Genomic DNA, 18,968 nt, shown 5'->3' on the forward strand with positions numbered 1-18,968 from the left:
GACGCAGATTTGGGTTGCTTCAGCAGTCACAAGCCGCCTTTTCAGTGAAGACACGCAGCGTGGTCACCTATGCCCACAGAGGCGTTAATGCCATGATCTTGTGCAAGGCCGCTTACGATCTTGAAAACTGTCGTCAAATCGCTGTTTACTCCAAGATAAAGCATTCATATGATATTCACGGCTTCGGGCGCCTTCGTTGTTTCGATCGATAAGGGATGACTTTAATGCAGAAGCGTTTCTCAATACTCGGCCTCGCATTCCTTCCTTTATCCATGGCAGCCGTGTCCAAGACTGCGGACACGTCGCAGACTGATCTTGTGGTTCGCGCCGGCGATACCATTGCGATGACGATCAACGATCAATCTGTCCAGTTTCGGCTCTCGCCCGATGCCATTTCGGTTCCGACCTTGAATGACGATGCAGCGCGCAGGATCGGTCTGAAACCGAGCATGATCGGATATGTCTATGTCATCGGTCCGGAGAGGATATCGTTCCGCACCGACAATGTGCGGTATCTTGCCGACGCCACGTCCTTCAAGCGTCGCACAGCTTTTAGCAATCGCAATCTCGTCGATGGCGCGGATGCGATTGCAGGGCCAGAAACTTTCCCCTTTCGTCGCACGATATTCATTTTGCGAGAGCCCCAGCCCGGTGATCGTGAGATAACCTTCCCCCTCGACAGTGAATTGGGTCGTAGCCAGACAAGCGTGCGGATCGACATTGGTGACCGCCCGATCTACGCAGCCTTCAGTCTGGACCGGTCCGAAAGCCTCATAACGGCAACGGGGGGCAAATGGATCGCCGATGCCAATGGCGGCTGGTTTGATGGCGATGCGCGCGACACACCCATCCTGTACGGCGTTGCTCGACCTATCCGCTCGTTAAAGCTGGAACGCCCACTGATGCTTGGAGAACTGCAGGTCCGCAATCTTGCGGTAAGGGTATCGGACGTGGGCAGTTCGCGAGGTATTGCGGAAGGAGCAGCACCAGAACAGGACCCCAACGAGATCGTGGTTTCAGGCGACGGCAAGCGGAAGGTTCCAAGCCAAAGGATGTATATAGGCATGGATACGATCGGACATTGCGCGTCGATCGCCTACGACTTCGATTCCGCAACCGTTACCCTCAGGTGTCCTGATCAACCTGCAATTCGAGAGGGCTAAAGGTTCAATTTCGGAAGGATCAAACCCTCACCTTCCGGCGATCATGCAATTGAAGGTTTCAATCAAACCCCACAAACGTCGCTGCCTCATCCACCGTCCGCCGCGTGATCTTTACAGGGTTTGCCGGAAAGTCCGGGTCGGGCCAGCCAAGCGCCACCGCTTTCATAATGACCTGATCGTCCGGGATGTTGGCGTGTTCACGTACCACGGGGCTTTGCATGATGCCTTGGGAATTGATGACGCAGCCCAGGCCCTTGGACCATGCGGCATTGACCAGAGCCGTGGTGGCGGCTCCGCAGTCGAAGACGGTATCGTCGGCCTCGGAAAGCTCTTTGTCATAGGTGATGATCACGCAAACGGGCGCGTCGAACTGGCGAAAGCCGCGCAGCACCCAGTCTGTGCGCTTTTCCTTGTCGTCGCGGCCAATGCCCATCGCCTCGAACAGCTGGATCGCGCAGCCCACCTGCCGGTCGCGGTGCTTGCCTTCGAAGGGGTGACCCTTGCGAAACTCGCGTGAGTCCGGTTCGCCCGCGAGAATACGCTCTGTATTGCCCTTGCGGATGCGGTCCAACGGTTCGCCGGTGATCACGTGGAAGTGATAGGGCTGTGTGTTCATCGAAGAGGGTGAGCGCATGGCCATCGCCAAAACCTCTTCGAGAAGCTCGCGCGGCACGGGTTTATCGAGATACCCCCGGATCGAGCGCCGCCCGTTTACAACTTGCGCAAAGGTCTGTGTTTCATCGCCGTATTCATTGGCCACGTGAGGCTCTCCCGAATTGTGTTTCGATTGGAGAGCTAGCGCAGCTTTGCTCTAGTGCAAAGGACGTTACGAAAGTGGGCGGTTCAAGTTGTTTTTGACGAACCAGCAGATCTGTCTCGATGACCGGGTTTGGGTGGGGAGTGGAACGTCGGCTTTTGGGAGATTGTGCCAACTTTCCGACCAGCATCGAGAATTCGCAATTACGCGGTAGCTGATGAAAGACGTCGATCCAAATCTCTGAGCTTCGCTGATTTCTGGATCAGGATTGGTGCCTGATCGAGGCTTTCGACAAAACGCCAAAGATATGAGAACATCGCGAAGACATCGCCCGCCTGAGGCTTTTCCTGAGCAGTGCCCACCTGCCAAAGGGCGACGACGAAGAGAACGATAACGAGCATTTCCATCAGGCCGAAAGCCGTGGACTCAGCATCTGAAAGCTTGATTCGCCAGCCAGCCAACGCCTCGAAGTGACGCCGGACCCGGTTTTCATTGTCATTCGAAAGCAGCCTCACCTCGCTTTCAAGGCGGTCGTTCAGACCTTTGTTAAGGAAACGGGACCTTCGTCCCAACCAACCGCCTACGAGCAGCAGCGGAACGCTTAGCGCAAGGCAGGCAAGAGCGAGCAACGGTTCTAGGAACGCGAGCGCAGACAATGAAACGGTCAAGGCTATGAAGGCATAGAGTACCCGAGGCACGTCTTCTTCCAGAAAGACCGTGTACTCACGGGAAAGCGCTACGCGGGCGACAACGCGTGCAGGCTCAAGCCCATCCGCGCGAGACCGGGCAACGACACTCGCAGCCAGCGCGCCATAAACTTTCGTGAATACGCGGGTGTCGTATCGCTTTGACGCAACCGTAAGCATTAGTTGCGCGGCATGGCAGCCCACAAGCCACAGAACTGCTTCGTACTTACCGGCCAGCACGCCGTTGATGGCAAAGCCAGTAGCTAAGGGATAGAGCAGTGCGGCAATCATGCCGCTAGCTGTAAGACAATAGGCAGTGAAAAAGCGTCCACGATGGACACGCGCAAGTTCGAGTAACATGGTAAGTCTCGATGATCAGATATGGAGATGTCGCGCGGATAAGCGCGCGTTCGGTCGCTTGTTTGCGCCGCTAAGCGGTGAATACTGACCTGATCATTTTGACCTCGGAATGCACTTCTAGAACCTCTCCTTATGTACTCGAATTAATGTGGGTGAGCAATGCGATTCCGAATGGCAACACTTCAGCGATAAATGTCTGCTGTAGGGTGTCGCCGGAAATAGACTGAATGGCCGAGATTCGGTCGATCGCTTAATGTCGGCTCTTGGCTCTCAGACTCGAATGGCCGCTGGTTCTTCGTTGTCCGCTCAGCTTTTACGCCGCCTCGGCAAGCTCAATATCGAGGCGGTCCCAGATTTCGACCAGAGCCTCGGTCAGCTCAGTCATCATCTCTTCGGTGTGATGCGGGCCAGGGGTGAAGCGCAGACGCTCTGTCCCGCGCGGCACGGTGGGATAGTTGATCGGCTGCACATACACCCCGTATTCGGCGAGGAGAATGTCGCTGATTTTCTTCGCACGCGCCGGATCGCCTACCATCAGTGGCACGATGTGCGTGACGCTGTCCATGACGGGGAGGCCCGCCTCTGCAAATTTCAGCTTGAGCGTCGCAGCGGCCTGTTGCTGCGCGTTGCGTTCCACGTTGGATGATTTGAGGTGCTTAACCGAGGCAAGCACGCCTGCAACGAGAACTGGCGACAGGGATGTCGTGAAGATAAAGCCCGGCGCATAGGAGCGGATGCAGTCGATGACCTTGGTGCTGGCGGTGATATATCCGCCCATGACGCCAAACGCTTTACCCAAAGTGCCCTCGATAATGTCGATGCGGTGAGCGGCGTTATCGCGCTCTGAAATGCCGCCGCCGTGGTCGCCATACATGCCAACCGCGTGCACTTCGTCGATATAGGTGAGGGCGTTGTATTTCTCTGCGAGATCACAAAACGCATGGATCGGGGCAACATCGCCTTCCATGGAATAGACGCTCTCAAACGCGATCAGCTTGGGCGTCTCGGGGTCTTCTGCGGCGAGCAATTCTTCAAGGTGGGCCACGTCATTGTGGCGGAAAACGCGCTTCTCACAGCCGGAATTGCGGATCCCTGCGATCATGCTTGCGTGGTTCAATTCGTCGGAAAAAATCACGCATCCGGGCAAAAGTTTTGCAAGCGTTGAAAGCGTCGCATCGTTCGAGACATAGCCGCTGGTGAACAGCAGCGCGCCTTCTTTGCCGTGAAGTTCGGCGAGCTCTTTTTCAAGTTCGACGTGGAAGTGGGTGTTGCCGCCGATATTGCGGGTGCCGCCGGAGCCTGCGCCCACATCGTGCAGCGCCTCTTCCATCGCGCCGATCACGACATCGTGCTGGCCCATGCAAAGGTAATCGTTCGAACACCACACGGTGATGGGTTTGGGGCCATTGTGCCCGTGAAAACACCGCGCATTGGGGTAGGAACCCTTGTTGCGCATGATATCGATAAAGACGCGGTAACGGCCTTCTTCGTGAAGGCGGTCAATCGCTGAATCGAAAATCTGATCGTAATTCATAGGCCAGGTTCTTTATCCCAACTTCGCGGCCCGTTTCAGGCTCTTCGATGTCTCATCTTGCTTTCATTCAGGACCATATAACCCGCCAATGGCCCAAAGGTTTCCGGCAGGCTATGTAGCATCTGAGCCGCGGATGAAAACCCGTGATCTTTGCGAATGGTTTGCGATTAAAACCGTTCAATCTGATCGATTCCATAGGTCGTTAACACAGGTTTCAGCATCAAAAAGTGATCCAGATCACCTGTTGTCACCGCGCGGTCAGGGCCGGTGCGCTGGAATGTTTCTCCATCGAGAAGATGCGCAATTCGCCGCGCAATTCCCGCAGCGCCATCGACAAATTGCACATCAGGTGACCAGCCAAGATCGTGCACTGCGACGTCAGCCAACTCTTTGCGCAAGAGCGGGAAGTGGGTGCAACCAAGGATAACCTGATCGAGCGCCATCGCCTCATCCTGCGCTGAAAGCGCATACAATGCAGCGGCGAGCACTTTGCGGTCTGGTGTGCCCCCGCGCAGTTTCCTTTCCGCTTCTCCCACAAGTTCAGGGGCGGCATGGCGAAGCAGGGTCTTGCCGCTTGCAAACTTGGCTTCGAGATCATCGACATATTGCTGCCGGATTGTACCGGCTGTGCCGAGCAATCCGATAACGCCCGTGCGTGTGTTTTCTGCTGCCGGTTTGATCGCGGGCACTGTTCCCACGATCGGGATTTCGAGCACCTCGCGCACCATGCCAAGCGCAATCGTGCTTGCCGTATTGCACGCGATGCAGGCAAGGCGCGGGCGATACCGCTCTGTCACCCGGCCCAGCAATCCTGCAACGCGCGCCGCCACTTGAGCCTCGGTTTTCTGGCCATAGGGCTGGCCCGCATAATCGGCTGCGAACAGGATTGGCGCTTGCGGCAGGCTTTTGCGCACTTCTCCAAGCACGCTTAGGCCGCCAACGCCGGTGTCGAGAAAAAGGATGGGGGAGGAGGCTTGCATTAGATAAAAACCGTTCGTGCCAAGCTTGTCGAAGCACGCCGCTTCTCCTAGCTTGATGGTCACATATAGAAATACGGCCCTTCGACAAGATCGAAGGCCAATTGGAGTTCTTAAATTGGAACCAATTCTGGCGGCACTTCTGGGTTATCTTTGCGGCTCAATCCCCTTCGGTCTGATTCTCACAAAGGCGGCCGGGATGGGCGATGTGCGTGATATTGGCTCTGGCAATATTGGTGCAACCAATGTGCTGCGCACCGGCAATAAAGGTCTGGCTGCGGGCACCTTGCTCCTAGATTTGCTCAAAGGGTTTGCGCCCGTTTTTGCAGCGGGTTTCATCTGGGCGGGCGAGATAAGCGATGTGGCCAAGGCGTTTGCCGCAGGCGGCGCGGTGATTGGCCATTGCTACCCCATCTGGCTGGGCTTCAAAGGCGGAAAGGGTGTTGCGACCAATGCGGGCGTTTCCTTCGGGCTCGCTTGGGTCATCGGCGGTGTCTATGCGCTCGTTTGGGTGTCGATGCTTGCAATTTTCCGCATTTCCAGCCTTGCCGGTATGAGCGCGGTTGTGGCGGCTGCGGCCGCTGCGCCTTTGTTCGGCTTTCCCCAATTCTTCCCCGTGCTCGCCGCGATTGCAGGGCTCATCATCTATCTCCACCGAGAGAACATCGGGCGCCTGATGAAAGGCGAAGAACCGAGGGTTGGGGGGAGTAAATGAGGGCCAATTGCGCCCTTGTGCTCTCCTGCGAAAGCAGGAGCCCATCTTCCAGCCTCGGAGTTGGACTCCTGCTTTCGCAGGAGAACACGGGTCAATGACCGAAAGCACACTCAGCCAGACAGAGGCCTTTGCCCGCATCCGCCTTTTGCGTTCGCCCAATATCGGCCCGGTTTCCTATCGCCAACTGCTTGCGCGGTTTGGCAATGCTGTGGCCGCGATTGAGGCTTTGCCCGAACTGACAGGTCGCGGCAAAAAGGCATATCGGCCCGCACCCAAAGACAAGATTGAGCGCGAGATTGAAGAGGTAATCAGTGCAGGCGCGCGTTACCTTTTCCACGATCAGGATCACTATCCACCGCTGCTTGCCGAAATCGACAGCTCGCCTCCGATCATCACGTGCCGGGGTGATCAGGCTCTTGCCAGCCAGCCATGTGTCGCGATGGTCGGCGCACGCAATGCCTCTGGCGCTGCGACCAAAATGGCGCGCGAATTCTCTCAATGTCTTTCGCAGGCAGGCTTCACAGTGGTCAGCGGCCTTGCACGCGGGATCGACGGGGCCGCGCACGAAGGCGCTATGCCGAGGACCATTGGCGTCATCGCCAGCGGCATCGACATCGCTTACCCGCCCCAGCACACAAAACTGCAAGAACAGATCGCCACCGAGGGATTGCTCATAGCCGAACAACCGCCCGGCACAGAACCACGCGGACGCCACTTCCCCAGTCGCAATCGCATCATCGCAGGGCTCGCCAGCGGCACCGTAGTGGTAGAGGCCGCGCCGCGTTCCGGTTCGCTCATCACCGCAAGGCTGGCCGGAGAGGCGGGCCGCGAGGTTATGGCGATCCCCGGCTCCCCGCTCGACCCGCGTTCCGCTGGATGCAACCAGCTGATCCGCGACGGGGCGGTGCTGGTGTCGACCCCCGAAGACGTGATCGAGATTTTGGAAACCTTCACCGGAGCACCGCGCTCAACCTACCGTGTCGCCGAAGATCCGACCCAGTTCGACTACGCGGAGTTGAGCAAGCTTGAATGGGGCGAGGCAAGGGCCTCGGGCGATGAAGCAGGCGCGATTGCCCGGCTCCTTACCAAAGCGCCCATTGGTGTGGATGAACTCATCCGCCAATCTGGCGCTCAAGCAGCGGCCGTGCATATGGTGCTCCTCGAACTGGAGCTATCAGGCGAGCTTGAGCGGCATTCTGATGGCGGGGTGAGCCGGTTGCAGAGCGACTGAACGTGCTTCACTTTCACAACATCTCGGGGGAATAAATTGGACCGATCGTTCAGCCAATTGCTGGTCGCAGAGCAAAAGGCCATCGCAAGCAGGGGGCTCAAATATATGATCGCCTTCCTGCTGCTTTGGGCGGGGCCTTACATCTACGTAGACATACAAATGCCGGATTCTAACGGAGCGTATTTTCTATTGTCGTTCGTTGGTATCGGACTGACTTTCTTTCTACTGTACAGCCTGTTGCGGTCCAGCAGCGCGCATGATGAGGCCACCAAAACGGGGATCGCAGGGTTCTTTGGCCTCTCCCTTTTGCATTCGATTGCTGTTTTTGCCGGCTTGCTTTTGTTCGTGATCCCGGGGCTCTATCTCGCGATGCGATGGTTGCCTGCGTTTGCGCGCTTGTTAAAATCTGATGAAGGCATAATCGAAGCGCTTCGCTGGAGTTGGGAGCGAACAGGCGGTTACCAAAGTGCCCTTGCGGTCCCTTTCATGTGGGTAATGTCACTATATCTTTTGGGAATGGGGCCGATCCTCGGCTGGGAGCTATTGTACCAATTTACGGACTATGTCTCGTACGAAACGCTCGACAGTCTGTATGAACCATCTGTGGTGCTGAGCAATATCGCTCTGGCTGTAGGCGCCGCATGGTACACGACCCTTGGCGTCGCCAGCTATGTGTGCCTGCGCGGTGAAGCAAGGTTAGAGGCTGAAACGTTTGAGTAGGCCGCTTTGTGAACTGAGCTTGCGCCAACGGCCTCATAAACCTACTTGACGCTAGCCCGCGAGGCGCGCCACCCTCGCGCGTACGCGTAAGGTGCTTTGGCACGTGTAAGGAAATCGAACCCTCTCTCATGCAGCTTGTCATTGTTGAATCGCCCGCGAAGGCGAAGACTATTGAAAAATATCTCGGCGGCGACTTCAAAGTCCTCGCCTCATATGGTCACATCCGCGATCTGCCGCCAAAGGATGGCAGCGTGGTGCCCGATGATGATTTCGCCATGAGCTGGGAGGTGTATTCCGACAAACGCAACCGCGAACAGGTCAAGGCGATCTCGGACGCGGCGAAAAACGCATCGCGCCTTGTGCTCGCAACCGACCCGGACCGCGAGGGCGAGGCGATCAGCTGGCACGTGATGGACGTGCTGAAAAAACGCAAAGCGCTTCCGACAAAGGTCGACCGGGTGACGTTCAACTCGATCACCAAGAAGGCCGTGACCGAAGCGATGGCAAAGCCGCGAGAGCTCGATCAGCCTCTGATTGACGCCTATTTGGGCCGCCGCGCGCTCGACTATCTGTTCGGCTTTACATTGTCGCCGGTCCTGTGGCGCAAGCTTCCTGGCGCAAAGTCAGCTGGCCGTGTGCAATCGGTGGCGCTGCGCCTGATTGTCGAGCGCGAGCGCGAGATTGAGGCGTTTAAGCCTGACGAATATTGGTCGGTGCTTGCCAAGCTGGAGCACGCCGGGACCGAATTTGATGGCCGGTTGGTGCGCTTCAAGGGCGAGAAGCTGGAAAAGCTCAGCCTTGGCGAAGAAGGCATTGCGATGGAGGCCAAAGCCGCTGTCGAGAGTGGTCGCTTTACGGTTGAGGACGTTGAGAAAAAGCCGCTCAAACGCAACCCTGCGCCTCCATTCACGACATCGACCATGCAACAAGAAGCCGCGCGTAAGCTCGGCTTTTCCGCCAGCCAGACCATGAGCGCGGCGCAGCGTCTCTATGAAGCAGGCGCAATCACCTACATGCGGACCGACGGTGTGCAGATGGATGGCAGCGCAATTGCTGCGTGTCGCCATGAAATCGGTGACCGGTATGATGCGGCCTATTGCCCTGAAAAGCCGCGCTTTTACGCGACCAAGGCTAAGAACGCTCAGGAAGCGCACGAAGCAATCCGCCCGACCAATTTCGCGAAAGATCGTGTGGGCAGCGGCGATGAGGGCAAGCTTTACTCGCTGATCTGGAAGCGCGCCATGGCTAGCCAGATGGCAACCGCGCAATTGGAGCGGACAACCGTTTCCATGCTCGACGCCACTGGCCAGCATGAACTGCGTGCCACGGGTCAGGTCGTGGTCTTCCCCGGCTTCTTTGCGGTCTATCAGGAAGGCTTTGACGATAAGGAAGAGGACGAGGATGGCCTGCTTCCCGCTTTGAAAGCGGGCGATACGCCTGCCAAAAAGTCTGTTGAAGCCACCCAACACTTTACCCAGCCACCGCCGCGCTTTTCCGAAGCGTCGCTGGTCAAGCGATTGGAAGAATTGGGGATTGGCCGCCCGTCGACCTACGCCTCAACCATTCAAACCTTGCGCGACCGCGACTATGTGCGCGTTGAAAGCAGGCGCTTTTTTGCCGAGGAATCCGGGCGTCTGTTGACCTCGTTCCTTGAACGGTTCTTCCCAACCTATGTCGCCTATGACTTTACAGCGGGCATGGAGGATGAACTCGACACCGTTTCCGACGGGCGTGAGGATTACAAGGCGCTGCTGGCGAAATTCTGGGCCGATTTCAAACCCAAGGCCGATGAGGTCATGGAAAAACTGCCTTCGGAAGTGACCGAGGCATTGGACGAATATCTCTCCGATTATCTCTTCCCGCCGCGCGAAGATGGCAAGGATGCGCGCCATTGCCCCATGTGCGAGACGGAAGGCCGCGAGAATGGCCGTTTGTCGCTGCGTGGTGGCAAATTCGGCGCGTTTATCGCGTGTCAGAATTATCCCGAATGCAAGTTCACCCGCCGCTTTGCACAGCCGGGCGGGGATGATGGATCAGACGATGGCCTTATGGGCGTGCACCCTGAAACGGGCGCAGAAATTCATCGCAAAACCGGTCGGTTCGGGCCTTATGTTGAGATGGAACATGAGGATAAGAAGACGCGCGCTTCGATCCCCAAGGACTTGGATGATTTCAACCTAGAGTGGGCAGTGAAGCTGCTTGATCTGCCGCGTATTATTGGCCCGCACCCGGAGACGGGTAAGGACATTGAGGCTGCGATTGGCCGCTATGGTCCGTATCTGCGCCACGATGGCAAATACGCCAATATGAAGAATACGCTGGACGTGTTTGAGACGGGCATGAATGCCGCGGTCACGCTTCTGGCGGAGGCTGCGAACCGCAAAGGCGGGCGCGCTAAGGCTGAGCCGATCAAGACGCTGGGTGAGCACCCCACAAGCGGGGGCGAGATCAAGGTGATGCCGGGGCGTTATGGCCCATACGTCACCGATGGCACCACCAATGCGACGATCCCAAAGGATATCAAGCCTGAGGACATCGAAGCGGCAAAGGCGATCGAGCTGATCGACGCCCGCGCTGCCAATGGCCCTGCGAAGAAGAAAGCGAAAAAGAAGGCTCCGGCGAAGAAGAAAGCTCCGGCCAAAAAGGCAGCGGCGAAGAAGCCCTCGGCCAAGAAAAAGGCACCAGCCAAAAAGAAAGCGCCCGCGAAGTCGGACGAGGCTTAAGCCGCAATGGGCAAAGAGAAATTCGAACGCCACAAGCAACCGTGGAACGCCGAAGAAGCGGGCCGCGTGCGTCTGCTCGCGTCGAAAGGGCAGGGCCTCAAACAGATTGCAAAAGCATTGGGGCGCAGTGAGGAATCAACCAAAACCTTTGCCAAACAGCAAAAGATCAAGATCGCCAAGAAGCATTGAATGTGTAGTCCGTGTGCGGCAAAGTCGTCACCCCAGCGATGGCTGGGGTCCAGGGCGAGCTAGCGCCAAGGGCGGCAAACAAAGCACCTCGCCGCTCTAGATCCCGGATCAAGTCCGGGATGACGGACGAAAGCGTGGGTTACTTCACCCAATCAAGCCCCATTTCTTCAAACACTTCCTTGTCATCGGACCACCCTTCGGAGTGCTTTACGTGGAGGAACAGGTGCACTTTCACGCCCAGAATTTCGGATAACTCTGCGCGCGCTGCTGCGCCGATTTCCTTGATGCGCGTGCCGCCTTTGCCAAGGACGATGCCTTTCTGGCTTTCGCGCGCGACAACGATCTGTTGGCGGATTTCCACGCTCCCGTCGGGGCGTTGCAGATAGCTCTCAGGCCGCACGGCGCTGTCATAGGGGAGTTCTTCGTGAAGCTGTTTGTAGAGCTGCTCGCGGGTGACTTCGGCGGCGAGAAGGCGTTCCGAGGCATCGGAGACCTGGTCTTCGGGATACATCCACACGCCCTCGGGCATGAGGTCTGCGAGCGCCTGTTTCATCTCCGGCACGCCGTCGCCGGTGAGGGCTGAGACGAAGAACACCTCTTCAAACGGGATACGCTCGCCAAGCTCTTGGGCGAGTTCCAAAAGCGGCTCTTTCTTCGCCTTGTCGACCTTGTTGAGGACAAGGATTTTACGCTCTTTGCGGTGCTCCAATGCCTCAACCAAAGGCAAAAGCTCATGGCGGCGTTGCTTGATCGGATCAACGATCAGCAGGATAGCATCGGCGCTTTCCGCACCTTCCCAGGCAGCTGAAACCATTGCGCGGTCGAGGCGACGCTTTGGCGCAAAGATACCCGGCGTATCGACCAGGATCATCTGCACCTGATCCAACAGCGCAATGCCCAACATCCGGGCGCGCGTCGTCTGCGCCTTGGCGCTCGTAATCGCGACTTTCTGGCCGACGAGCTGGTTCACCAGTGTCGATTTGCCCGCATTAGGCGCGCCGATAACGGCAACAACGCCGCATTTAGTCTTAGAAGGATTTGTATCTGTCATAAATTCCGTTTGCCCCCATTTGAGGGTATCTTTTGTCTCAACCAAATTGCTCAAGAAAGGCCTTGGCCGCAAGCTTTTCGGCTTCGCTTTTGCTGGTTGCTTCGGCTTCTGCTTCGCCGACATTGTGGATGCGAACCTTGACCATAAAGCGCGAGGCATGGTCAGGCCCGCTGCGCCCGGTCACGTCGTACTGCGGCATAGCGCGTTTGTTGTGAGCGGCCCATTCTTGCAGCGCGCTTTTGGGGTGCTTGGATTTTCCAGCATCGCCGGCAAGGTCACTTTTCCAGAGAGCCAGAATGACATCACGGGTGACATCAAATCCGTTGTCGAGAAAGCTTGCCCCGATCACCGCTTCCATGACGTCACCAAGGATATTGTCGCTATCCGCGCCGCCGTCTTCGCGCGCCTGTTTGCCAAGGCGCAAATGGTCCGGCATTGCGATAGAGCGGGCAATCCGGGCGCAGGTCCGCCCGCTTACCAACGCGTTCAAGCGTTGAGAGAGCTGCCCTTCATGGCTGTCGCTTGCGCTGTAAAGCCAGCTGGCAACGGCCAAGCCCAGCACCCGGTCACCCAGAAATTCGAGCCGCTGATAATCGCGGGCATGGTCTTCCTGAGCCGGGCTGCCTGAATTGAAGCTTCCGTGGGTAAGGGCCTCTTGCCAGATCGCCTCGGTTTTAACCGTGAAGCCGCAGGATGTGAGCCACTTAAGGCTTTCATCGGGGAGTTCGCTCATAACAAAGTTCCAATCCTGCCCCAGCGGACGGTCGAAAACCAACTCACCGGATTATACCAAACTGCGCTGCCATCGCTCGACCATAGAATGATCGCAGCCTCACCCACTAACAGGTCTTGGCTGACAATGCCCACGGCATCTCCGCTGCGCGCGGCAAAGCGACTGTCGCGTGAATTATCGCGGCTATCGCCCATAACGAACATATGGCCTTCTGGAATAGTGGTCGCGGTGAAATCATCGCCCGGGGTCAGGCCGAAATCCAGAGTATTGTAGCTGCGCCCGCTGGGCAGCGTTTCGCGATACTGGGTGTAGCGGCACAGCAGCTCGGCTTGCGCGCCGCGTTCTTCGCGCCCGCCCCATGCGCAACCGGTGTTAGGCGACAGCTCAATTGCGAAATCGGAGAGCGGTTCGCGGGTCAAGGGCGCTCCATTTAGGATCACCGCGCCGTCTTCGATTGCCACGCGGTCGCCGGGAAGGGCGATGACGCGCTTGACGTAATCGACGCCGTCCACCGGGTGTTTGAAAATCACAATATCGCCGCGCGTCGGCTCACCTTCCAGAACCCGGCCTGGAATAATCGGTGCGTTAAAGGGAAGCGAATGCTTCGAAAACCCGTACGGCCATTTGGCAGCCAGCAGCAGATCGCCGTTCATAAGGCGCGGCAACATGCTTTCCGAAGGGATAGAAAAGGGGGCAAAAATAAAGCTGCGGAAGATCAAAACCGCTACCAAAAGCTGCAACAGAAAGATCGTGAAGCTCTTAGGCGTCTCTTTCTTTACAGGGCGTGCAGACGTATTCGCGCCGTCCTCGGAGGAACCAAGGGCAGCATCGCTTGCGCTTTGTTGTCTATGGGCTTTACCATCCATTGCGACCCCCTTACTCGCACGGTTCCTTCGCGCATAGAGGTTTTGCCCAATGAAAACGTCCCAAAGCTCACTAACCACAGCAAACGCGATCTGGGAGCAGCTTTCGCAGCTTGATCGCAAGACATTGGCACAGCTGTTCGCAGCTGATGAGGCCCGTGTATCCAAGATGAGCCAGCGGCTTGAGTTTGACTTGGGAGAAGCGGGGCCAATGGGCATTTTCCTCGATTGGTCAAAGACGCATTTGGGTGATGGTGAGCTGTCGGCGTTTGAAGAATTGGCGAAAGTGATGGGCTTTGATGCGGCGCGAGAGGCGCTGTTTAGCGGCGGGATCGTAAACCCCACCGAAGGGCGCCCTGCCACCCACGGCGCAATGCGCGGCAGCGGGACCGAGGCCGACGTCGAAGAGGCTGACCAATTGCTTCGCCGGATGGGAATGCTGGTCGAAGCGATCCATCAGGGCGCTTTGGGAGAGGTGAAGCACCTTATCCATATCGGCATTGGCGGCTCAGCCCTCGGCCCTCAATTGGCGGTCGATGCGCTCACCCGCGATTTGGCGCTGGTGGATGTGCATGTCGTCTCCAACATCGATGGTCTGGCTTTGGAGCAGGCCTTTGCCGCGTGTGATCCTGAGACGACCCTGATCGCGGTCGCGTCCAAGACTTTTACGACAACAGAGACGATGACTAATGCGACCTCAGCGCTCAAATGGCTATCGGATAACAAGGTCGATGATCCCTCGGGCCGCGTGATTGCTCTGACCGCGAGTCCAGAAAAGGCGGTAGAATGGGGCGTTGATGAGACCCGCGTTCTGCCATTCCCGGAAAGCGTCGGCGGGCGGTATTCGCTATGGTCCAGCATCGGTTTCCCGCTTGCTCTGGCCGTCGGCATGGAAGAATTCACCGCGTTTCTTGCCGGTGCGCAAGGAATCGATACACATTTCCGCGAGGCAGAAGGCCGCGCCAACGGGCCTTTGCTCGCAGCGTTCGGCGACCTCTATTATTCTAGGCTGCGCGGATGCCAGACCCGCGCAGTTTTTGCCTATGACGAGCGTTTGGGCCTCTTCCCCGACTATCTCCAGCAGTTGGAGATGGAGAGCAATGGCAAGTCTGTCACCTCGTCTGGCGAACCGGTCGATGGGCCCACGGCTTCCATCACATGGGGCGGGGTGGGGACCGATGCACAGCACGCCGTGTTCCAGCTCCTTCACCAAGGCACGCATCTCATTCCGGTCGATTTCATCGCCAGCATCGCGCCCGGCGACGAGCTAGACCCTGCGCACCATAAGGCTTTGCTGGCAAATTGTTTCGCCCAAGGTGCGGCCCTCATGGCAGGCGGCAATATGAGCGCGGACGGGAAAGACCCCGCGAGAGGCTTTGCAGGCGACAGACCTTCCGCGACGATATTGGTTGATGACCTGGACGCCGCGACCCTGGGCGCGCTGATCGCCTTCCACGAACACCGCGTTTTTGCCGGAGCGGTCCTCATGGGCATCAACCCCTTCGACCAATTCGGCGTGGAGCTGGGCAAGAAAATGGCGAAAGAGGTGGAAAGCGGCGAAGGGGACTTTGATGCGAGCACCAAAGCGCTGATGGAAGCTGCGGGGTTGGGTTAGCATACTATTGGTCTTGCCTATCCCCTGCTTAGATTCGCTTGCGCCAGTATAACCATCGCTGGACTTGCAAGGAGCAACCCCAAAGTAGGAAGATGATCGCCACAATCAGCACAACGTACATACCAACTGATGCAAAGAACTGCCAATATCCGTCGGACCTCTTGACGTAGAGATCAAGCAAACCAGTGACCATAAGCGGGGCACCGTCGAATGCTCTAATAAGCCGATGGCGAAAGACGACAATTTGGGCGATCAAAACAGGAAACATAAATACTGTGGCGATCAATTCGTAACCTTTTGGTGGCCCCCAGGCCTCCAATTCTGATCTTGGCATGAATATCATCATCGAAGTTTAGACGATAGATTGGCTTAAGCAACAATCGGTTTGCATACCCCCGTTCGTCCTGAGCCTGTCGAAGGACGCGCTCCAACCTATCCGCCTTCCCGGTTTCGAGCGAGGCGTTTGATTTCATCCCAATCGCCTCGGATCAGTGCTTCCTTTTTGGCTCGGCTCCAACCTTTGATCCTTTGTTCGCTGGCTAGAGCCTCTTCGCGGGTCGGAAATTCTTCGCACCAAACGAATTCAATCGGTAGCCTTTCGGCCGTGTAGCCGGGGATCGCTCCCACTTTGTGCGCGGCTATCCGTGTTTCGAGATTGTCTGTGTGCCCAGTGTAATAGCTGCGATCATTGCATTTGAGGATGTAACAATAAAAGGGCATTCTGTGCGTCTACCATGGGTGTGCGTCCTTCGACAGGCTCAGGACGAACGGGGGTGGTGGTAGTTGCTAGAAAAGCGAATTGCTTTGACATCTGCCCCCGCATCCCCCATCTGCACCCCGAACACGAAACGCACACCTAAGCCAGCGTGAAGCGGCCGCTCGTTTGAGCACTGCCCCGGCTAAGCGTTTCATTCCGACCTCTTACAGCTTCCCAATTCACGCGGGCGGTTCCTTGAACCCGCGCTTCGTGACGCCCGTTTTCGGCGTTGCGCATCGCACTTTATGCGAGTCAAAATGACAACAACTGATACAACTACTTTCGACGATTTGGGGCTGTCACAGCCCATTCTTCAAGCTCTTGATCTCAAGGGCTATTCCATTCCTACACCGATCCAGGAACAGGCCATTCCGCCAGTTCTTGAAGGGCGCGATCTCCTTGGTATTGCGCAGACGGGGACCGGTAAAACGGCGGCCTTTATGCTGCCTGCGATTGATCGCCTGCGCGAAAGCGACAAGCAGATCCCGTTCAAATCCTGCCGTATGCTGGTGCTTGCCCCAACGCGCGAGCTGGTGCAGCAAATTGCCACCGCTTCCAAAGACTACGGTTCGCTTGCAGGGCTAAAAGTCCAGAACATCGTTGGCGGCACCTCGGTCAATAAGGACCGCAACAAACTTCATCGCGGCACCGATATTCTGATCGCGACGCCGGGGCGTTTGCTCGACCTCATCGACCAGAAGGCCTTTAACCTGAACGCTGTTGAAGTGCTGGTTCTGGATGAAGCAGACCAGATGATGGACTTAGGCTTTGTCCACGCGCTCAAGCGGATCAATGAACTGGTGCCCAAAGAGCGTCAGACCCTGTTTTTCTCTGCCACTATGCCAAAGGCGATCAAGGAGCTGGTGCGAAACTATTGCCGCAATCCGGTGCAGGTTTCCGTCACTCCAGAGAGCACGACGGCTGAGCGGATCGAGCAATATATCTTCATGGTCCAAAAGGATGAGAAGCAGGCGCTTCTCGATATGATCTTGTCAGGTCGCCACAAGGTGCCCGGCGATTTTGAGCGTATTCTGATTTTCACCCGGACCAAGCACGGCGCAGACCGCGTGGTGAAGAAACTTCGCCAGAGCGGGATTGAATCAAACGCCATCCACGGCAACAAATCCCAACCTCAGCGCCAGCGTGCTCTGGATGAGTTTCGCCGGGGTAAGACCAGCGTTCTGATTGCGACCGATGTGGCCGCGCGCGGAATTGATATTCCGGGCGTATCCCACGTCATCAATTACGAACTTCCCAATGTGCCAGAGCAATATGTGCACCGCATTGGGCGGACGGCTCGTGCTGGCAAAGACGGCGTAGCGATTGCATTTTGCGGTGAGGATGAGCGCGCGTATCTTAAAGATATTCGCAAAGTCACCGGCGCAGAACTCGACCGGCTTCCCCTGCCTGACAATTTTCGCGCAGTGGTTGAAGGCGTTGGTCCAACCAAGCCTGATCCCAAAGGCGCTACGCGGGTTTCCAAAAAGAAAATCCGTCCCAAACCTGTGGGACAGGCACGCAGCGAAGCGGCGCAAAAGCCCAAGAAGCCAAAGCATCAGGCCCGCAAGGGCAAGCCATCTTTTGGCAAGTCAACAGGGGGTAATCCATCGGGCCGTCCCCAAGGCAAACCCTCTGGCAAACCGGGCGGCAATCGCAGGCGTCAGGGCGGGGGCGGTGGTGGACGTCCACGCTCAGCCAACGGCTAAAACACTGTCAAAAGGGGTAAAATTTCTTCGCAAGCTCGAAGAGTTTTAAACCGAAATTAAGCAAAAGGCTCCTAACTGGCGGTTCAAACCAGTCAGGGGCTTTTTTGCGTTTATGATCCGCACCGATACCACATTGATTATTGGCGCCGGGGCAAATCGCGAAATCGAAATGCCTGATGGCCCAGAGCTGCTGAACAAGATCGCGAGCGGGTACGAGTTTGAGCGGCTCAATTCCGAGGTCAAATCGCGTGACCTTGTGAATTTGGCTCACCTGTTTGAACGCGTCGCACCCGAATTCGGGATGACCTATGACCAGTTGGTCGACGGGGCAAAGGCCATTCGCGATGCGACTTTGGTCAGCACCAATATTGACGCAATCCTCGAGCAATATGGCCATGATCCTGCGGTTCAGGCAGCGGGCAAGCTCGCAATCGTTTATTACACGCTTCAAGCGGAATCGAAGTCGACCCTTGCGGTAGAGCCGCGCGGCCCGGACGAGTTGCCCCTTCGCGGGTCGGAAAACTGGCTGTTCCAGCTCGGTCAGCTGATCGTCAAAGGCGTGCCGCGAGCGAAAGCAGAGGAATGCTTCGAAAAGCTGTCTATTGTCTGCTTCAACTATGACCGCGCGATTGAACATTACCTTCCATGGGTGGTCCAACGCGCGTTTGGGATGAGCCTTGAGGAAGCCCAGGAATTGGTCGCAGGGCGGCTTCGCATTGTGCACCCTTACGGAGTTGCAGGCCGCCTTCCGTGGCAGGGCGATGAAGAAAACGGCGCGGTGTGGGGCGATGTCGATGCGCAGAACATCGTTGCGCTTTCCCGTCGCATTTTCACCGCAAGCCAGCGAGAGAAATCGCGCCAGTTCCGCTCGTACCTGCGCTCAGAGATGTCGCGCGGCAAACGGCTTGGTTTTCTTGGCTTTGGCTTTGATCCGATGAATGTCGCTATGCTTTTTGATGAGCTGGAACATGACAATCCTGACATGCTTATCACGCTCCAGAACATTGGCGAGGTGGAGCAAAAGGCCATCCTTCGCCTCATCCACCGCCTGACGGGCATCACCGATGATGGGCTTATCACGCTTGAGAACATGAAAGCCTTTGAACTCTTGCGCGATTACGCACGCTTCCTTGAAAGCTGAAGGCTAGGCCAAGGGCCAGCGATTAGGAACTTCGCCGCGCTGTGCCG

The 18,968-nt window shown here is 57.0% G+C and carries 17 protein-coding genes; 9 read left to right on the plus strand and 8 right to left on the minus strand.

Features of this window, described 5'->3' with window-relative positions:
• Positions 1 to 224 precede the first annotated feature (224 nt).
• Complete coding sequence (locus EH31_RS00395) at positions 225 to 1,163, plus strand: hypothetical protein (protein WP_034957413.1); 939 nt, start codon at positions 225 to 227, stop codon at positions 1,161 to 1,163.
• Positions 1,164 to 1,221: 58 nt separating this feature from the next.
• Here EH31_RS00395 and EH31_RS00400 read toward each other — a convergent pair whose 3' ends face one another.
• The 4 genes from EH31_RS00400 to murI form a co-directional block, all read right to left on the minus strand.
• Positions 1,222 to 1,923 (minus strand): nitroreductase, encoded by a 702-nt coding sequence (locus tag EH31_RS00400; RefSeq protein ID WP_034957415.1) that lies wholly within the window; start codon positions 1,921 to 1,923, stop codon positions 1,222 to 1,224.
• Between the two features lie 200 nt (positions 1,924 to 2,123).
• Positions 2,124 to 2,966 carry an ABC transporter six-transmembrane domain-containing protein gene (locus tag EH31_RS00405; protein ID WP_081853154.1) on the minus strand — a complete coding sequence of 281 codons (843 nt, stop codon included), beginning with the start codon at positions 2,964 to 2,966 and terminating at the stop codon, positions 2,124 to 2,126.
• Positions 2,967 to 3,279: 313 nt separating this feature from the next.
• The gene (gene hemA / locus EH31_RS00410; RefSeq protein ID WP_034957417.1) at positions 3,280 to 4,500 is read right to left on the minus strand and encodes a 5-aminolevulinate synthase; all 1,221 of its coding nucleotides are present in this window, start codon (positions 4,498 to 4,500) and stop codon (positions 3,280 to 3,282) included.
• 167 nt (positions 4,501 to 4,667) lie between these two features.
• Entirely contained in the window at positions 4,668 to 5,480 is an 813-nt protein-coding gene (murI, locus tag EH31_RS00415) for a glutamate racemase (protein ID WP_034958670.1), read from the minus strand.
• A gap of 55 nt (positions 5,481 to 5,535) precedes the next feature.
• Between murI and plsY the strand changes: the two genes are divergently transcribed.
• The 5 genes from plsY (at position 5,536) to EH31_RS00440 (ending at position 11,055) form a co-directional block, all read left to right on the plus strand.
• A complete protein-coding gene (gene plsY, locus EH31_RS00420; RefSeq protein WP_081853155.1) occupies positions 5,536 to 6,192 on the plus strand; it encodes a glycerol-3-phosphate 1-O-acyltransferase PlsY in 657 nt (218 codons plus the stop codon).
• A 94-nt stretch (positions 6,193 to 6,286) separates the two neighbouring features.
• Positions 6,287 to 7,423 (plus strand): DNA-processing protein DprA, encoded by a 1,137-nt coding sequence (gene dprA, locus EH31_RS00425; RefSeq protein ID WP_034957420.1) that lies wholly within the window; start codon positions 6,287 to 6,289, stop codon positions 7,421 to 7,423.
• 105 nt (positions 7,424 to 7,528) lie between these two features.
• The gene (locus EH31_RS00430; RefSeq protein WP_152553411.1) at positions 7,529 to 8,143 is read left to right on the plus strand and encodes a hypothetical protein; all 615 of its coding nucleotides are present in this window, start codon (positions 7,529 to 7,531) and stop codon (positions 8,141 to 8,143) included.
• Between the two features lie 128 nt (positions 8,144 to 8,271).
• Positions 8,272 to 10,866: a type I DNA topoisomerase gene (gene topA, locus EH31_RS00435; RefSeq protein WP_034957424.1), complete on the plus strand. Its 2,595-nt coding sequence runs from the start codon at positions 8,272 to 8,274 to the stop codon at positions 10,864 to 10,866.
• Positions 10,867 to 10,872: 6 nt separating this feature from the next.
• Entirely contained in the window at positions 10,873 to 11,055 is a 183-nt protein-coding gene (locus EH31_RS00440) for a hypothetical protein (RefSeq protein ID WP_034957426.1), read from the plus strand.
• 139 nt (positions 11,056 to 11,194) lie between these two features.
• On the opposite strand, the gene era is transcribed toward EH31_RS00440, so the two are convergent.
• Genes era through lepB form a run of 3 tightly spaced genes read right to left on the minus strand, consistent with a single transcriptional unit; the run spans position 11,195 to position 13,705 of the window.
• Positions 11,195 to 12,106, minus strand: a complete 912-nt coding sequence (era, locus tag EH31_RS00445) for a GTPase Era (RefSeq protein ID WP_034958673.1) — start codon at positions 12,104 to 12,106, stop codon at positions 11,195 to 11,197.
• A 37-nt stretch (positions 12,107 to 12,143) separates the two neighbouring features.
• Positions 12,144 to 12,839, minus strand: coding sequence for a ribonuclease III (gene rnc, locus EH31_RS00450; RefSeq protein WP_034957428.1), 696 nt, complete (start codon positions 12,837 to 12,839; stop codon positions 12,144 to 12,146).
• Entirely contained in the window at positions 12,836 to 13,705 is an 870-nt protein-coding gene (gene lepB, locus EH31_RS00455) for a signal peptidase I (RefSeq protein ID WP_034957429.1), read from the minus strand. Before lepB ends, rnc begins: the two co-directional genes overlap by 4 nt.
• A gap of 49 nt (positions 13,706 to 13,754) precedes the next feature.
• On the opposite strand from lepB, the gene pgi reads away from it, so the two are divergent.
• Complete coding sequence (pgi, locus tag EH31_RS00460; protein ID WP_051698828.1) at positions 13,755 to 15,317, plus strand: glucose-6-phosphate isomerase; 1,563 nt, start codon at positions 13,755 to 13,757, stop codon at positions 15,315 to 15,317.
• A 432-nt stretch (positions 15,318 to 15,749) separates the two neighbouring features.
• Here the strand turns inward: pgi and EH31_RS00470 are convergent, their stop codons facing one another.
• Positions 15,750 to 16,037, minus strand: a complete 288-nt coding sequence (locus EH31_RS00470; RefSeq protein WP_034957432.1) for a GIY-YIG nuclease family protein — start codon at positions 16,035 to 16,037, stop codon at positions 15,750 to 15,752.
• Between the two features lie 294 nt (positions 16,038 to 16,331).
• Here EH31_RS00470 and EH31_RS00475 point away from each other — a divergent pair, with 294 nt between their 5' ends.
• Positions 16,332 to 17,780 carry a DEAD/DEAH box helicase gene (locus EH31_RS00475; protein WP_034957434.1) on the plus strand — a complete coding sequence of 483 codons (1,449 nt, stop codon included), beginning with the start codon at positions 16,332 to 16,334 and terminating at the stop codon, positions 17,778 to 17,780.
• Between the two features lie 112 nt (positions 17,781 to 17,892).
• Positions 17,893 to 18,921, plus strand: a complete 1,029-nt coding sequence (locus EH31_RS00480; protein WP_034957435.1) for a hypothetical protein — start codon at positions 17,893 to 17,895, stop codon at positions 18,919 to 18,921.
• The last annotated feature ends 47 nt before the right edge of the window (positions 18,922 to 18,968 follow it).

The sequence above is a fragment of the Erythrobacter longus genome (genome assembly GCF_000715015.1).
Classification (GTDB): Bacteria; Pseudomonadota; Alphaproteobacteria; order Sphingomonadales; family Sphingomonadaceae; genus Erythrobacter; species Erythrobacter longus.

Bases quoted from the DNA above. Each gene is read 5' to 3' on its own strand.
- rnc (WP_034957428.1), bottom strand. From the start codon at position 12,839: ATGAGCGAACTCCCCGATGAAAGCCTTAAGTGGCTCACATCCTGCGGC.
- EH31_RS00405 (WP_081853154.1), bottom strand. From the start codon at position 2,966: ATGTTACTCGAACTTGCGCGTGTCCATCGTGGACGCTTTTTCACTGCC.
- EH31_RS00480 (WP_034957435.1), top strand. From the start codon at position 17,893: ATGATCCGCACCGATACCACATTGATTATTGGCGCCGGGGCAAATCGC.
- pgi (WP_051698828.1), top strand. From the start codon at position 13,755: ATGAAAACGTCCCAAAGCTCACTAACCACAGCAAACGCGATCTGGGAG.
- EH31_RS00470 (WP_034957432.1), bottom strand. From the start codon at position 16,037: ATGCCCTTTTATTGTTACATCCTCAAATGCAATGATCGCAGCTATTAC.
- era (WP_034958673.1), bottom strand. From the start codon at position 12,106: ATGACAGATACAAATCCTTCTAAGACTAAATGCGGCGTTGTTGCCGTT.
- topA (WP_034957424.1), top strand. From the start codon at position 8,272: ATGCAGCTTGTCATTGTTGAATCGCCCGCGAAGGCGAAGACTATTGAA.
- plsY (WP_081853155.1), top strand. From the start codon at position 5,536: ATGGTCACATATAGAAATACGGCCCTTCGACAAGATCGAAGGCCAATT.
- lepB (WP_034957429.1), bottom strand. From the start codon at position 13,705: ATGGATGGTAAAGCCCATAGACAACAAAGCGCAAGCGATGCTGCCCTT.
- EH31_RS00475 (WP_034957434.1), top strand. From the start codon at position 16,332: ATGACAACAACTGATACAACTACTTTCGACGATTTGGGGCTGTCACAG.
- murI (WP_034958670.1), bottom strand. From the start codon at position 5,480: ATGCAAGCCTCCTCCCCCATCCTTTTTCTCGACACCGGCGTTGGCGGC.
- EH31_RS00430 (WP_152553411.1), top strand. From the start codon at position 7,529: ATGATCGCCTTCCTGCTGCTTTGGGCGGGGCCTTACATCTACGTAGAC.
- EH31_RS00440 (WP_034957426.1), top strand. From the start codon at position 10,873: ATGGGCAAAGAGAAATTCGAACGCCACAAGCAACCGTGGAACGCCGAA.
- hemA (WP_034957417.1), bottom strand. From the start codon at position 4,500: ATGAATTACGATCAGATTTTCGATTCAGCGATTGACCGCCTTCACGAA.
- EH31_RS00395 (WP_034957413.1), top strand. From the start codon at position 225: ATGCAGAAGCGTTTCTCAATACTCGGCCTCGCATTCCTTCCTTTATCC.
- dprA (WP_034957420.1), top strand. From the start codon at position 6,287: ATGACCGAAAGCACACTCAGCCAGACAGAGGCCTTTGCCCGCATCCGC.